We start from the raw sequence: 13583 nt of genomic DNA, 5'->3' as shown, positions 1-13583 counted from the left end.
AGGTTGATTTATGTACGTTTGTTTGTGTCATGGTGTCTCAGACAAAAAAATCAGGAGATTGATTACCGAGCAAGGGATCACAGATATTAAAGGCATCAAACGCTGTACAGCACTGGGTTCTCAGTGTGGTAAGTGTGTGCGCCAAGCTAAAGAGATCATCGAAGAATCGCTGATTGCTCAGTTTAAACTGGCAAGTTAATCACAGCTTCTTTTTGACTCTCCTCTAATTGGTTCTACAGTTAATAGAGCCAAAGAGGAGGGCTATGCTATGAAAGGTGATCCAGTCATAATTCAACATCTCAACAAAGTACTGGCTAATGAGCTCATCGCCATCAATCAATACTTCTTACATGCGCGCATGTACAAAGATTGGGGCTTGAAGCATCTCGCCGATAAGGAATACCACGAGTCGATTGATGAGATGAAACACGCCGACCATATTGTGGAAAGAATCTTGTTCTTAGAGGGACTCCCCAATCTGCAAGATCTTGGCAAACTGATGATTGGTGAAGATGTGCAAGAGATGTTGGAGTGCGATCTTAAACTTGAGTTGATAGCGATTCCCGACCTCAAAGAGGCGATCGCTTACGCCGAAAAAGTACGTGACTACGTTTCTCGTGATCTGTTCCAAGCAATCTTGGAAGACGAAGAAGAACATGTTGATTGGTTAGAAACTCAACTTGGTCTTATTGATATGACGGGTATCCAAAATTATCTGCAAGCTCAGTTTGTTGATGACGAATAATTCCCCGCATGAACACATATCATTCCTAGGCAGAAAACGCGGTTTTCTGCCTAACCGCTTCCTGTTTCTCTCTCGATAATTTCCTTGCTAAAGCTGCTTCCTTTCTGTACTATTCCCGCTCCTTAATTCTCGGTCAATTATCATTAGTTCCTTGCTTCCTCTGGATGACCGGGCCAACTCTGGAAGCTGAATAATCCGTAAGGAGCAAATAATGCGTCATTACGAAATCGTATTCATGGTGCACCCAGATCAAAGCGAGCAAGTTGCTGGCATGATCGAACGTTACACTGGTTCAATCACTGAAGCGGGCGGTAAAATCCACCGTTTAGAAGATTGGGGCCGCCGTCAACTGGCTTACCCAATCAACAAACTGCACAAAGCTCACTACGTTCTGATGAACGTTGAAGCTGACCAAGCAGTCGTTGATGAGCTAGAAACTGCTTTCCGTTTCAACGATGCAGTTCTGCGTAACATGATCATGCGTACTAAAGCTGCTATTACTGAACCTTCAATCATGCTGAAAGCTCGTGAAGAGCGTGTAAAGCGTGACGAGATGAAGTTCGACGCAGATATTGAGTAATGGTTTGATGACCAATCGAATCGAGTTAGGTGGCATTGTCGCTAAAGCTCCGGTTCGAAGCCAAAGTCCATCGGGTGTTAAACATTGCCATTTTTGGCTAGAGCATCGCTCTACGATGGTTGAAGCTGACCTCCCAAGACAAGTTTTTTGTCGATTACCTGTGGTGGTGAGTGGGGCGCGGTCAGATGCTTTAACTCAAAACTTAGTACAAGGCAGTAGCATTTTGGTAAGTGGCTTTTTAGCTTACCAAACCAGCCGAAATGGCGTAGGTAAATTAGTGCTGCATGCCGACAAAATTTCTCAAATATAGATCAGGAGATAGCCCATGGCTCGTTTCTTCCGTCGTCGTAAATTCTGCCGTTTTACTGCAGAAGGCGTACAAGAGATTGATTACAAAGACGTAGCAACTCTCAAGAACTACATTACTGAAGCTGGTAAAATCGTTCCTAGCCGTATCACTGGTACAAGTGCTAAATATCAGCGTCAGCTAGCTCGTGCAATCAAACGCTCTCGCTACCTAGCTCTACTGCCATACACTGACAAGCATCAGTAATTGGCACCGTTTATTAAGAAAGAGGATTAAGCAATGCAAGTTATTCTACTTGATAAAATCGGTAACCTAGGCAGCCTTGGCGATACTGTAAACGTTAAATCTGGTTACGCTCGTAACTTCCTTATCCCACAAGGTAAGGCAGTAATGGCAACTAAAGCTAACGTTGCAATGTTTGAAAGCCGTCGTGCGGAGTTGGAAGCAAAAGTTGCTGAGCAACTAACTGCTGCTCAAACTCGTGCTGACCAAGTTAACGCTCTTGAAGCAGTAGTTATTGCTTCTAAAGCGGGTGATGAAGGTAAACTGTTCGGTTCTATTGGTACTCGTGATATCGCTGATGCAATCACTGCAGCTGGCGTTAAAGTATCTAAGAGCGAAGTTCGCCTACCTGAAGGCGCTCTGCGCAACGTTGGTGCTTACGAAGTTAGTGTTCAACTTCACTCTGAAGTGTTCGCGACTGCAAAAGTACAAGTTGTTGCTGAGTAATTTCAGTTACTGACGAATATGAAAACACCAGCTTCGGCTGGTGTTTTTTTATGGTCAAAATTCGAAGAGCAGGTTAACGGAGAAAACACTGTCAACTTTGCTTCTGCCTTCTGGTGCTCGACTGTGTAATTGACGAGATTGGCGGATTTTTAAGGCAATATTGTCTGTTATATTGTTTGAAAGACTAAGATTACTGTCGATGCTGGTATTGCTTTGACCGGAGATAAGGTTGAACTCACTTCCTAGTCGTAAGTTATTGATGACTTGCCACTCGACTTTTAAGTTACTGCGAAAAATCGGTTCATTGACCGGTTCGTTATGTACTGAACCATCCAGTTTTTCTAAATTTGGTTTCTGATAACGAAATCCAGGGCCCATTTCTAACTCGATCACTTTATCTTTGGTATACAGAAATTGGTAACCGAGACCACTCGATAAGGTGTGATCTTTGCGGTAGGCACTGTAACGAGAGTTTATCCCGTAAAAACTGGTGTATAAATAAGTTTTGGTTGAGAGTTTGTAGTCGCTCTGTAAGGTAAATGTGGACTGTCGTTTGTCTTCTTTATTGTTCTTATCTAATCGATAAAACTTCCATTCACCATAGCTACGATGTCGCCCTGATTTATATTCAGTTCGAACTCTTGAATTGAGAGATTCTGACTCGCTATTCCCCGAATGTGCTTGATAACCTAATTCGACCTGATTATTCCAAGGGGAAGCTAGCACGATATCAAGCTCTGGCTCGGTTTTCTTCTCAGCAAGTACAGGAATGCTAAGTAATATACTCGCCAAAGTTAACCATTTCTGAAACACAATAATTTCTCTTATGTCTGAGGGAAGAGGATAGTAAAAACTCTGCGCTTAACTTGGGTCAATCCTAGGTCAATTCTGGTTAGAAGGCACACAAACTTTCGTTGCTTTAATTACAAATGACGGATTCTCGTTATAATGACGGACATTCAAATGTTACTTAAAGCGAAGTCATGGCAGATCCACGTACTGATAATCGAAACCGTAAAATTCCCGACGCACAAGTCGATGCAATTAAAGTCCCACCGCATTCATTAGAAGCTGAGCAATCCGTCATTGGTGGACTGCTTCTCGACAATGAACGTTGGGATACGGTTTCTGAGCACGTGATGACTCAGGACTTCTACAGCCGCCCGCATCGTTTGATTTTTGACGGGGTAAAATCGATTTTGGAGGCGGGTAAACCGCTCGATCTCATTACCTTGTCCGAATATCTTGAGCAGCGTGAGCAGTTGGAAGATGTCGGTGGCTTTGCCTATTTGGCTGATTTGGCCAAAAACACGCCCAGTGCCGCCAACATTAATGCCTATGCGGAGATTGTGGCCGAACGGGCTTTGGTGCGTAACCTGATCGGCGTTGCCAATGAGATTGCCGATGCGGGATACGATCCCCAAGGGCGTAACGCTGAAGATTTGCTGGATCTGGCGGAAAGTAAAGTTTTTGCGATTGCCGAAGCACGTACCAGTGAAAACGAAGGCCCGAAAAACGTGGATAGCATTCTAGAGCGCACGCTAGAGCGGATTGAGCTGCTCTACAAAACGCCGCAGGATGGGGTTACTGGGGTAAACACGGGCTTTACCGACCTGAATAAAAAGACGGCTGGTTTGCAAGGCTCTGATTTGATCATCGTCGCAGCGCGTCCTTCGATGGGTAAAACCACTTTTGCGATGAACCTATGTGAAAACGCCGCGATGGAGCAAGATAAACCTGTGTTGATCTTCTCGCTGGAGATGCCCGCCGAACAGATCATGATGCGTATGCTGGCCTCGTTATCTCGTGTCGACCAAACCAAAATTCGTACCGGTCAACTGGATGATGAAGATTGGGCGCGCATCTCTTCCACTATGGGTATTCTCATGGAGAAGAAGAACATGTACATCGATGATAGCTCAGGCTTAACCCCCACCGAAGTTCGTTCGCGTGCCCGACGCATTGCTCGTGAACACGGAGGCTTGTCGCTTATCATGGTCGACTATTTACAGCTGATGCGTGTACCGGCATTGACCGATAACCGTACACTGGAAATTGCTGAAATTTCACGCTCGCTCAAAGCGTTAGCCAAAGAGTTGAATGTGCCCGTGGTTGCGCTTTCGCAGTTGAACCGTTCTTTGGAGCAGCGTGCGGATAAGCGTCCAGTCAACTCGGATCTGCGTGAATCGGGTTCGATTGAGCAGGATGCTGACTTGATCATGTTTATCTATCGAGATGAGGTGTATCACCCAGATAGTCCGCTAAAAGGCACGGCGGAAATCATTATTGGTAAGCAACGTAACGGCCCGATTGGTTCGGTGCGTTTGACTTTCCAAGGCAACTATTCTCGTTTCGACAACTATGCTGGACCTGCATTTGACGATGAGTAATTCGATGAACTATATGAAGGCGGCCACCGCCTACATCAATTTAGAGGCGTTGCAGCACAACTTGCAGCGCGTTAAGCAGCAAGCGCCAGAGAGTAAAATCATGGCGGTGGTGAAAGCCAATGGTTATGGACATGGGCTGCGCCATATCGCACGTCACGCCCTAGGGGCGGATGCCTTTGGCGTGGCGCGTATTGAAGAGGCTTTACAGCTGCGCGCCAGTGGCGTAGTGAAACCCATTTTGTTGCTTGAGGGATTTTATTCTCCCGGTGATTTGCCAGTATTGGTTACCAACAACATCCAGACCGTCGTGCATTGTGAAGAGCAATTACAAGCGCTGGAGCAAGCTCAGCTAGAGACTCCGGTCATGGTATGGCTGAAAGTCGACAGCGGGATGCATCGGCTAGGGGTTCGCCCTGAACAATATCAAGATTTCGTGGCTCGTTTGCACCAGTGTGAGAATGTGGCTAAACCACTGCGTTACATGAGCCATTTCGGCTGTGCCGATGAGTTAGATAAATCGACGACGGTAGAGCAAACGGAACTGTTTTTATCCCTGACGCAAGGCTGTCAGGGTGAGCGTTCGCTGGCCGCTTCTGCCGGATTATTAGCTTGGCCGCAAAGCCAGCTTGAATGGGTAAGGCCGGGAATTATTATGTACGGCGTTTCTCCCTTTGTGGAAAAGAGCGCGGTTCAGTTAGGTTACCAGCCAGTGATGACCTTAAAGTCGCACTTGATAGCTGTCCGCGAAGTGAAAGCGGGGGAGAGTGTCGGTTATGGCGGTACGTGGACTAGCCAGCGAGATACCAAAATTGGTGTGATTGCGATTGGTTATGGTGATGGCTATCCACGCACTGCGCCGAATGGGACGCCAGTGGTCGTCAATGGTCGTCGGGTGCCGATTGCTGGGCGAGTATCTATGGATATGTTGACGGTAGATTTAGGGCCGGATGCCTGCGATCGCGTCGGTGATGAAGCCATGCTCTGGGGTAATGAGCTGCCCGTAGAAGAAGTGGCTGCGCATATTGGTACGATAGGGTATGAGTTAGTGACGAAACTCACCTCGCGAGTGGAAATGTCTTATTCTGGAGCAGACGTTTAGCCTGCTTTGTGTTGTCCGTGCATGACCACTGCTTATCGCTGTGGTCATGCATGTCACTCTTCTTCTCTTGTACTCCTTGGGCGTTACTCGCCTTGAATGGTCGCAATCACCCTTCTTATTCCGCCGTGATTGCGATGCTCACCCAAATAGATGCCTTGCCAAGTACCGAGCGCTAACCTGCCTTGTTGAATGGGAATACTGACGCTACATCCAAGTAGTGAAGACTTGATGTGCGCGGGCATATCATCATCGCCCTCATCAATGTGCCGATAATAAGGCGCCCCCTCAGGCGCGGCGCGGTTAAAATGGGCTTCCATATCTTGGCGCACCGTCGGGTCGGCATTCTCATTGATGGTGAGACTGGCCGAAGTATGCTGTACAAATAAATGTAATAAACCGACATTTAGTCTTTTGATTTGCGGCAATTGTTGTTCAATTTCATCAGTGATCAGATGAAAACCACGTGCTCGTGGGCGTAACTGGATGGTGTGCTGATGCCACATAAAGCCCGTTCCTTAAGTGTATTGGCAAAGTGAAGGTTTAAGGGTAAGGTGAGCGACAGAAATTACCAGACAAAAATGAGTGACGGTCGGTGTTTACGTGACCTATCGCAAAGTGGGTGTTAATGAGTTCGCTCATAATGATGCACTGAAAATTAATTACATGTGATTCCGGCGCGGAATACTCATTTTTAACCTATTCTTTTTGCTTAAATCGGGGATTCCAACGTTAAAGCTCCGCCTTTAGCGTACTGGAATAAAACCACAGTAACATCGGGATAGATGCCATGTTGAAAAATATCAATCCAACGCAAACCCAAGCTTGGAAAGCGCTGACCGCGCATTTTGAATCTGCTCAGGATATGGACCTCAAAGCACTTTTTGCGCAAGACAGCGAGCGTTTTGCCAAATACTCTGCGCGCTTTGGTCAGGACATTCTGGTCGATTATTCGAAAAACTTAGTGAATGCGGAAACGATGCAACACTTGTTTGCGTTGGCCAAAGAAACGGATCTGCAATCTGCCATCACCGCGATGTTTAAAGGTGAAGCGATCAACCAAACAGAAGATCGTGCGGTACTGCACACCGCGCTGCGTAATCGTAGCAATTCACCTGTGTTGGTTAACGGTGAGGATGTAATGCCTGCAGTAAACGCTGTGTTGGCGAAAATGAAAGCATTCTCTGAGCGTGTGATTGGCGGTGAGTGGAAAGGTTTCACCGGCAAGGCGATTACTGATGTCGTTAATATCGGCATTGGTGGATCTGATCTCGGTCCTTACATGGTCACGGAAGCTCTGGTGCCTTATAAGAACCATTTGACCATGCACTTTGTGTCAAACGTCGATGGTACACACATGGCGGAGACACTGAAAAACGTCGATCCTGAAACCACCCTCTTTTTAGTGGCTTCCAAAACCTTCACTACCCAAGAAACCATGACCAACGCCCACACGGCGCGTGATTGGTTCTTGAAAGCGGCAGGAGACGAAGCACATGTTGCCAAGCACTTTGCAGCGCTATCAACCAATGGTAAAGCGGTGGCTGAGTTTGGTATCGACACCGACAACATGTTTGAATTCTGGGATTGGGTAGGCGGTCGTTACTCACTGTGGTCAGCGATTGGTTTGTCTATCGTGCTGTCTATCGGTTATGACAACTTTGTTGAGTTGCTGGCGGGGGCGCATGAAATGGATCTGCATTTCGTGAACACGCCGTTTGAAAGCAATATTCCGGTCATTCTGGCGCTGATTGGCATTTGGTATAACAACTTCCATGGTGCTGAATCTGAAGCGATCCTGCCTTATGATCAGTATCTGCACCGTTTTGCCGCTTACTTCCAACAGGGCAACATGGAATCGAACGGTAAGTATGTTGACCGCGATGGTAACCCAGTGACTTACCAAACGGGCCCAATTATTTGGGGTGAACCCGGTACGAACGGCCAGCACGCTTTCTATCAGCTTATCCACCAAGGCACTAAGCTGATCCCATGTGATTTTATCGCGCCAGCGGTGAGTCATAATCTGGTTGGCGATCATCACCAAAAGCTGATGTCTAACTTCTTCGCGCAAACCGAGGCCTTAGCCTTCGGAAAATCCGCGCAAGCTGTGCAAGCGGAACTCGAAAAAGCGGGTAAATCGGCGGCAGAAATCGCAGCGTTAGTGCCGTTCAAAGTGTTTGAAGGTAACCGCCCAACCAACTCGATTCTGGTTAAGCAAATTACGCCACGCACGCTGGGTAACTTGATTGCGATGTACGAGCACAAAATCTTCGTACAAGGTGTGATTTGGAACATCTTCAGTTTCGATCAATGGGGCGTGGAACTGGGTAAGCAACTGGCTAACCAAATCCTGCCAGAGTTAGCGGATAGCTCAGCAGTGACGTCACATGACAGCTCGACCAACGGTCTGATCAACGCCTTTAAAGCGTTTCGCGCCTAATTACGCCGAATAACCAATTGATAGAAAAGGCCTTACCTTTGCAGTAAGGCCTTTTTCTTGTCTTTGAGTTTCTCTGTACGTGGCGAAGTCCCTTCTTTGTATTGCCATTGAAAGTTCATTTTTCCTACCGATTTGGTCATAAAACAGACACGCAGCAAGGTTTAACTAAATGCACTGTCAGAGTGATAGGGCTTATGCTGGTATGTCAGAAACGGCCATTCAGACTAAAACACAAGCACGTCAACGCAAGGTGTTTTCTCACCACCATGTTCAACACTATCGCTCGCAATTAGAGCGCCGGATCTCCAAATCACCTCAATTTCGAGATGGCAAAGTGATCAACGCTATGCCTCATATTACCGCTACGCCATCATGGTGGCAGACAGCTTGGAGTTACTTTGGGGGGCGAGCTCAGCTTAAGCCTAATGTTCAGTTGCCCGTAGTACCTCTCAACCTGCAAACGTTGCAAACACGCAGCCAGGCACTTCGAGTCACTTGGCTTGGCCACTCTAGTTTATTTATTGAAGTTGATGGGCTACGAGTATTGACCGATCCGGTTTTTGACTATGCTTCGCCTTGGATTGCGAAAGCGTGGTTTGCCAGAAACCTACCGAATAGTGGTATTCGGGAGCAGTTACCGCTGCCGGATGTGATTGTGATCTCTCACGATCATTATGATCATTTAGAGCAGGCGAGTGTTGCCTATTATGCCGCGCATTCGGTCACCTTCTATGTTCCGCTGGGTGTTGGGCAGCATTTGATTCGCTGGGGAGTCTCACCTGAACGAATTATCGAATTCGATTGGTGGGAGCAGATCAAACGAGAAGGCGTCGAGTTTATCTGTACTCCAGCTAATCATAATTCGGGGCGTTATTATCTCGATCATAATGCGACCTTGTGGTGTTCATGGGTCATAAAAGGCCATCAAGAAACACTCTATTTCAGTGGTGATAGTGCCTATGATGCACATTTTGCAAAGATTGCTGAGCGCTGTGGACCGATTGATTTGGCTTGTCTAGAAGTGGCCGCCGATGTTAAGCAGCACCAAGGTTATCCCGTTGAAAATTGGGGACACATGCAGGCGAAACACACAGTTCAAGCTTTCCGCGACTTACAAGCCAAAAAACTGCTGCCGATTCACTGGGCGACTTATGAGTTGTTTACCCACCAATGGGATGAGCCGATTGCCGATCTGGTTAAGCATTGCCAAGAGCAGTCGATCACTTTGCTAACCCCAATGGCAGGAGAAAGCCTAACCATGTCAAACCACAGCGCAAGCCACGCTTGGTGGCAAGGTTTAGAAACTGAGCCCACGATTGGTGCTCGATATTGGCAAATGGGCTTAGCGTGTTCTTTATTATTGCTGCTGATGGTGGTGTAAATGTTACCCCCAGTGCTCGGGGATAGCAGAGAAAACAAAACCGGACAAATATGTCCGGTTTAATCAAGATCATTGAGAGCGATGAACTAACAGTGGCTGCCAACGTGAGCGCTGAATTACTCGAAACAGATTTCGATAAACGCATTGCCCCAAGGAGAAGAAAACGGCATCAGTATGATTGCCCCTTCACACTTATGACGAATTGTGTGTCCTCGGCCGGAGACGACAACGGGGGTCGCCATATCAAAATCAAAGCCGCTTTCTGCCAAAATTCGCTTCGCTCCACCTGTGACCATATTGGTGATCTCGCCGACCATATCAGTCACTTCTTCATTTAAACCATTCGGACGCTCACCCAGCATATTTTGCATGATTTCCAAAGCAAGGCTCTCGTCAAAAGTGATCGACATAGAACCGCGCGTTGTTGGACCAATCATGCCGATCAGACCAGAAACATCGCCGCGAGCGATTTCGTCTTTTTTAATCCGTGGTTTTTGTGGCTTCAACTCAAGGGAAGCCATGGTTTTCAACACGTTCATTAAAGACGCTAAAAACGGGTTTACAAATTCAGCGCGCATAACCTTCTTCTATTGTTGCTTCTTCTCTTTCGAGAGACAGGTCTGACAAACCCCATGTGATTCGATGACATGGTTGCTTATCGTAAAACCGTGTTTCTCCGCGTTACTCGCTAGCAAGGCTACCAGACTATCATCCCGAGATTCAATCACGTTACCGCACTGGTCACAAATCAATAGATGTGAGAAATGCTTATGAGCGTTACATGAACAGCAAGAGATAAAGCTGTTAGTCGACTCTACTCGGTGAATAAAGCCTTGTTCTAGCAAAAAATCCAGTGCTCGATATACAGTTGGAGGTTTAGCTTGCGGTTCACTTTTTTTCAGATCCTCCAGCAGTTCATACGCACTTGATGAGCGTTTGCTGGCACAGATCAGCTCAAACACAGTTTTACGCTGTGATGTGAGGCGAACCCCTCTTGCTGCACATATTTCTTCAATTTGCTTGGTTAGCTTGTTGTCCAAAACCATCACCATCACTGTTGGACTTTAGTAATAATATACTATGTCGAGATGAATATCGTTGACCGACAAAATAAAATCCACATGAAAGTAGATGCGAGGTCAACTCATCCTGTTGAATAGACGTAAATTACCTTATCTTGCTCAAAAACGATACTGTTAAGCTTATTAGTTGTGGTAAGGAAATCGTGGCAAGCTGACTAGGATCAAGCTTATTTGGCTCACGAAACCAGCTGGTTGTGCCCATTTACCGTAAAAGCGATTTACTCAACAAGGCATGGCGCTCACGCTAAGTTGCGATTAAAATGCCGGACTTCGATTTTTTCGCCACCGTGCGGTGGTTGTTTTTGACTGAAATGGGGACGTTCACCTATGACTCACTCATGCAGACTCTCAGTCGCTCCGATGCTCGATTGGACCGACCGCCACTGCCGTTATTTCCACCGTCTGCTCTCTGCGCAGACTCTGCTGTACACCGAAATGGTGACGACTGGTGCGATCATCCATGGTCGTGGCGATTTTCTGGCGTATAACCAAGAAGAGCATCCTGTAGCGTTACAGTTTGGTGGTTCCAATCCTAAGGATTTAGCGCATTGTGCCAAGCTGGCTCAAGAGCGAGGCTATGATGAAATTAACCTCAACGTCGGCTGTCCATCCGATCGGGTGCAGAATGGTCGCTTTGGTGCTTGTCTGATGGGTGAGCCGGATTTGGTGGCGGAATGCGTCGCCGCCATGCGTGCGGTCGTCGACATTCCGGTGACGGTCAAAACGCGTATCGGTATTGATGATCAAGACTCGTACGAGTTTTTAACTCAGTTTATCGCCACAGTTGCGGAAAAAGGTGGCTGTGAGCAATTTACTATCCATGCGCGTAAAGCTTGGTTAAGTGGTCTGAGCCCGAAAGAAAACCGTGAAATTCCACCACTGGATTACCCACGAGCGTACCAGATCAAACGTGATTTTCCGCACTTAACCATTGCAGTTAACGGTGGGGTGAAGAGCTTGGAAGAAGCGAAACTTCATCTGCAACATCTTGATGGTGTGATGATTGGGCGTGAGGCGTATCAAAATCCGTATTTGCTGGCTGAAGTGGATCAGCAGATTTTTGGCTTAGAAACGCCTGTGAAAAAGCGCTCACAAGTCATCCATGAAATGATGCCTTATATTGAGCGTGAACTTTCACAAGGCACCCATCTTGGTCATATGACTCGCCATATGTTAGGACTGTTCCAAAATATGCCGGGTGCACGCCAATGGCGACGCCATATCAGTGAGAATGCGCACAAGCCTGGAGCGGGATTGGAAGTGGTTGAACAGGCGTTGGCTAAGATCCCTTACCAAGAGTTAGGTGTGTAAAAAACACCAAATATTAGCGAAAATGCTTACTGTTATTTTGATAAGTCAAGTGAGATGACGTCGCTTGGCTTATTTTTTCTATCTTAATCAAACGGTTGGCTTCTTTGTAAAGTTGGCGTGAAAACTGCAAATTAATAATGAATGACGCAGAGGAGTGCTGATGATGTTTGAATTAATCTTTATTTTTGTCTTTGCCGCTACACTATTGGTCACAGGCATCACTTTAATGAGTGTATTCGGTGCGATGGCGTTGGCTTTTTTGATCATGGCGCTGTTTGGCATGTTGGGCATAGTATTAAAGTTACTGCCTTGGTTACTGGTGGTGTTGGTGGTGATTTGGCTGATGCGCGATAAAGCGAAGGCTTCACGTTAGGAGATGACAAAACCCTATGTCGAGATTAGGTTTGTGTTACCATCGCCCCCTCAAAAATATTGAATTGAAATCGAACGGAGCATAGTTCATGAACCGAACTGCATCGGCGGCGCTAGTCACCGCTCTGATGGTCATGCCTTTATCGGCCTCTGCCGCTGAATCATTTTATACCGCGTCTGTGGGCGCTGAGATGTGGTTAGCGAGCACGAAAATTGATAACACTCGTCGTGATGATGCGAACGCGCCCAACCTTTACTTTACGTTTGAGCACGGTTTTCCTTACCTGCCGAATGTGGGATTGCGTTATACCAATTTAGATGCGGATTTCGCTTCGTTCGATAAGATTGATTACACCTTTTATTATCCATTGCTCAATCGCGAATTGATGAAGTTCGATGCGGGTATCACTCTAACCCAATATGCCAATAGTGATTACCGTGCGCCAGATGCCCGTCGCTACGATTTTGATCAAACCACGTTTAACTGGTATGCCAGCGCCGAAATTACCATTCCTCATACGCCTTTTGATGTGATTGGCCAGTTTGATTTTGGTAACAACAGTGACCTGAAATCGTCCGATGTGATGGCTGGCTTGCAATACCATCTGCCGATCCGAGCGGGAGATCTCGCATTCAAAGCGGGCTATCGAGTGGTAGATCTTGAGTTCACTGAACTGGCCAAGCAGTCGACCGATGTAAAGCAATCTTTTGTTTTTGCCGATGGTTGGTTTGTGGGGGCACAATTTAGCTTCTAATGAACTTCTCATTATTGAGTTTTTTGCTAACCAATACGTTTTAAATGAGCCACAAGTTGGCTCATTTTTACTATTTGGACCATGCTTAGTTTTATCAATAAGCCAAGGATGGAAAGCAAAATGACGATTCCGGAGTTAAGAGAGCTATATCAAACCCAGCAGCTCGTTGAGGCCATTATTGAGCCCTCCTTTCAAGAGGGAGAATGGATTGTCGAATTTCGCCATCAAATGGGGGGATTTGTGCTGCTCACCGATGAAAATGGCGAAGAGTGTCGTTATATCGATCTCGATAGCGCTTCGCAATCCGCCATGGCGGTTGGGTTTCGTCAAGTTCGAATTGAAAACCAGTAGCGCGATGGTTAAGTCAAAAAGTTATAAAACATTCACATCTA

Annotated in this window: 19 protein-coding genes; 15 read left to right on the top strand and 4 right to left on the bottom strand. The window is 46.6% G+C overall.

Annotated elements, in window-relative coordinates; genetic code table 11:
- Positions 1–10: 10 nt before the first annotated feature.
- The 6 genes from R4537_RS18320 (at position 11) to rplI (ending at position 2361) form a co-directional block, all read left to right on the top strand.
- Complete coding sequence (locus tag R4537_RS18320; RefSeq protein WP_000289078.1) at positions 11–199, top strand: (2Fe-2S)-binding protein; 189 nt, start codon at positions 11–13, stop codon at positions 197–199.
- A gap of 69 nt (positions 200–268) precedes the next feature.
- Complete coding sequence (gene bfr, locus R4537_RS18315; protein ID WP_029628266.1) at positions 269–745, top strand: bacterioferritin; 477 nt, start codon at positions 269–271, stop codon at positions 743–745.
- Between the two features lie 211 nt (positions 746–956).
- Positions 957–1325, top strand: a complete 369-nt coding sequence (gene rpsF, locus R4537_RS18310; RefSeq protein ID WP_001216667.1) for a 30S ribosomal protein S6 — start codon at positions 957–959, stop codon at positions 1323–1325.
- Positions 1326–1332: 7 nt separating this feature from the next.
- A complete protein-coding gene (gene priB / locus R4537_RS18305) occupies positions 1333–1635 on the top strand; it encodes a primosomal replication protein N (RefSeq protein WP_000184777.1) in 303 nt (100 codons plus the stop codon).
- Between the two features lie 15 nt (positions 1636–1650).
- On the top strand, positions 1651–1878 hold the full coding sequence (rpsR, locus tag R4537_RS18300) for a 30S ribosomal protein S18 (RefSeq protein ID WP_000090472.1): 228 nt from the start codon (positions 1651–1653) through the stop codon (positions 1876–1878).
- Between the two features lie 33 nt (positions 1879–1911).
- A complete protein-coding gene (gene rplI, locus R4537_RS18295; RefSeq protein ID WP_001196055.1) occupies positions 1912–2361 on the top strand; it encodes a 50S ribosomal protein L9 in 450 nt (149 codons plus the stop codon).
- 54 nt (positions 2362–2415) lie between these two features.
- Here the strand turns inward: rplI and R4537_RS18290 are convergent, their stop codons facing one another.
- Complete coding sequence (locus R4537_RS18290) at positions 2416–3174, bottom strand: DUF481 domain-containing protein (protein ID WP_071178714.1); 759 nt, start codon at positions 3172–3174, stop codon at positions 2416–2418.
- 170 nt (positions 3175–3344) lie between these two features.
- Between R4537_RS18290 and R4537_RS18285 the strand changes: the two genes are divergently transcribed.
- Both R4537_RS18285 and alr read left to right on the top strand, forming a co-directional pair.
- The gene (locus R4537_RS18285; protein ID WP_000774911.1) at positions 3345–4751 is read left to right on the top strand and encodes a replicative DNA helicase; all 1407 of its coding nucleotides are present in this window, start codon (positions 3345–3347) and stop codon (positions 4749–4751) included.
- Between the two features lie 13 nt (positions 4752–4764).
- Entirely contained in the window at positions 4765–5850 is a 1086-nt protein-coding gene (gene alr / locus R4537_RS18280) for an alanine racemase (RefSeq protein ID WP_071178722.1), read from the top strand.
- Positions 5851–5933: 83 nt separating this feature from the next.
- On the opposite strand, the gene R4537_RS18275 is transcribed toward alr, so the two are convergent.
- The gene (locus tag R4537_RS18275) at positions 5934–6353 is read right to left on the bottom strand and encodes a secondary thiamine-phosphate synthase enzyme YjbQ (protein ID WP_000264692.1); all 420 of its coding nucleotides are present in this window, start codon (positions 6351–6353) and stop codon (positions 5934–5936) included.
- Between the two features lie 284 nt (positions 6354–6637).
- On the opposite strand from R4537_RS18275, the gene pgi reads away from it, so the two are divergent.
- On the top strand, positions 6638–8290 hold the full coding sequence (gene pgi / locus R4537_RS18270; RefSeq protein ID WP_071178715.1) for a glucose-6-phosphate isomerase: 1653 nt from the start codon (positions 6638–6640) through the stop codon (positions 8288–8290).
- Positions 8291–8492: 202 nt separating this feature from the next.
- Entirely contained in the window at positions 8493–9671 is a 1179-nt protein-coding gene (locus R4537_RS18265) for an MBL fold metallo-hydrolase (protein ID WP_071178716.1), read from the top strand.
- Positions 9672–9787: 116 nt separating this feature from the next.
- Here the strand turns inward: R4537_RS18265 and R4537_RS18260 are convergent, their stop codons facing one another.
- Positions 9788–10249 (bottom strand): chemotaxis protein CheX, encoded by a 462-nt coding sequence (locus R4537_RS18260; protein WP_001200951.1) that lies wholly within the window; start codon positions 10247–10249, stop codon positions 9788–9790.
- A gap of 9 nt (positions 10250–10258) precedes the next feature.
- The gene (gene zur / locus R4537_RS18255; RefSeq protein ID WP_000245564.1) at positions 10259–10723 is read right to left on the bottom strand and encodes a zinc uptake transcriptional repressor Zur; all 465 of its coding nucleotides are present in this window, start codon (positions 10721–10723) and stop codon (positions 10259–10261) included.
- Between the two features lie 357 nt (positions 10724–11080).
- Between zur and dusA the strand changes: the two genes are divergently transcribed.
- The 5 genes from dusA to R4537_RS18230 all read left to right on the top strand — a co-directional run bounded on the left by dusA (position 11081) and on the right by R4537_RS18230 (position 13542).
- Positions 11081–12064, top strand: coding sequence for a tRNA dihydrouridine(20/20a) synthase DusA (dusA, locus tag R4537_RS18250; RefSeq protein ID WP_001884460.1), 984 nt, complete (start codon positions 11081–11083; stop codon positions 12062–12064).
- 160 nt (positions 12065–12224) lie between these two features.
- The gene (pspG, locus tag R4537_RS18245; protein ID WP_000971083.1) at positions 12225–12437 is read left to right on the top strand and encodes an envelope stress response protein PspG; all 213 of its coding nucleotides are present in this window, start codon (positions 12225–12227) and stop codon (positions 12435–12437) included.
- Positions 12438–12525: 88 nt separating this feature from the next.
- Complete coding sequence (locus tag R4537_RS18240; protein WP_071178717.1) at positions 12526–13191, top strand: TIGR04219 family outer membrane beta-barrel protein; 666 nt, start codon at positions 12526–12528, stop codon at positions 13189–13191.
- Positions 13157–13315: a Fe3+ hydroxamate ABC transporter substrate-binding protein gene (locus R4537_RS18235; RefSeq protein ID WP_071178718.1), complete on the top strand. Its 159-nt coding sequence runs from the start codon at positions 13157–13159 to the stop codon at positions 13313–13315. Before R4537_RS18240 ends, R4537_RS18235 begins: the two co-directional genes overlap by 35 nt.
- Positions 13312–13542, top strand: coding sequence for a hypothetical protein (locus tag R4537_RS18230; protein ID WP_000154955.1), 231 nt, complete (start codon positions 13312–13314; stop codon positions 13540–13542). The genes R4537_RS18235 and R4537_RS18230 overlap by 4 nt, the downstream gene beginning before the upstream one ends.
- Positions 13543–13583: the final 41 nt, after the last annotated feature.

Origin of the sequence: Vibrio paracholerae, from assembly GCF_037672085.1 — a bacterium.
Lineage (GTDB): Bacteria > Pseudomonadota > Gammaproteobacteria > Enterobacterales > Vibrionaceae > Vibrio > Vibrio cholerae.
The sequence above is the reverse complement of the archived record's forward strand: the minus strand, read 5'-3'. Positions and strand labels throughout refer to the sequence as shown.

Coding starts and splice junctions, on each gene's coding strand:
- rpsF (WP_001216667.1), top strand. CDS start 957: ATGCGTCATTACGAAATCGTATTCATGGTGCACCCAGATCAAAGCGAG.
- R4537_RS18240 (WP_071178717.1), top strand. CDS start 12,526: ATGAACCGAACTGCATCGGCGGCGCTAGTCACCGCTCTGATGGTCATG.
- zur (WP_000245564.1), bottom strand. CDS start 10,723: ATGGTGATGGTTTTGGACAACAAGCTAACCAAGCAAATTGAAGAAATA.
- R4537_RS18320 (WP_000289078.1), top strand. CDS start 11: ATGTACGTTTGTTTGTGTCATGGTGTCTCAGACAAAAAAATCAGGAGA.
- rpsR (WP_000090472.1), top strand. CDS start 1,651: ATGGCTCGTTTCTTCCGTCGTCGTAAATTCTGCCGTTTTACTGCAGAA.
- R4537_RS18265 (WP_071178716.1), top strand. CDS start 8,493: ATGTCAGAAACGGCCATTCAGACTAAAACACAAGCACGTCAACGCAAG.
- R4537_RS18235 (WP_071178718.1), top strand. CDS start 13,157: ATGGTTGGTTTGTGGGGGCACAATTTAGCTTCTAATGAACTTCTCATT.
- R4537_RS18260 (WP_001200951.1), bottom strand. CDS start 10,249: ATGCGCGCTGAATTTGTAAACCCGTTTTTAGCGTCTTTAATGAACGTG.
- dusA (WP_001884460.1), top strand. CDS start 11,081: ATGACTCACTCATGCAGACTCTCAGTCGCTCCGATGCTCGATTGGACC.
- bfr (WP_029628266.1), top strand. CDS start 269: ATGAAAGGTGATCCAGTCATAATTCAACATCTCAACAAAGTACTGGCT.
- rplI (WP_001196055.1), top strand. CDS start 1,912: ATGCAAGTTATTCTACTTGATAAAATCGGTAACCTAGGCAGCCTTGGC.
- R4537_RS18275 (WP_000264692.1), bottom strand. CDS start 6,353: ATGTGGCATCAGCACACCATCCAGTTACGCCCACGAGCACGTGGTTTT.
- priB (WP_000184777.1), top strand. CDS start 1,333: ATGACCAATCGAATCGAGTTAGGTGGCATTGTCGCTAAAGCTCCGGTT.
- pspG (WP_000971083.1), top strand. CDS start 12,225: ATGATGTTTGAATTAATCTTTATTTTTGTCTTTGCCGCTACACTATTG.
- R4537_RS18285 (WP_000774911.1), top strand. CDS start 3,345: ATGGCAGATCCACGTACTGATAATCGAAACCGTAAAATTCCCGACGCA.
- R4537_RS18230 (WP_000154955.1), top strand. CDS start 13,312: ATGACGATTCCGGAGTTAAGAGAGCTATATCAAACCCAGCAGCTCGTT.
- pgi (WP_071178715.1), top strand. CDS start 6,638: ATGTTGAAAAATATCAATCCAACGCAAACCCAAGCTTGGAAAGCGCTG.
- alr (WP_071178722.1), top strand. CDS start 4,765: ATGAAGGCGGCCACCGCCTACATCAATTTAGAGGCGTTGCAGCACAAC.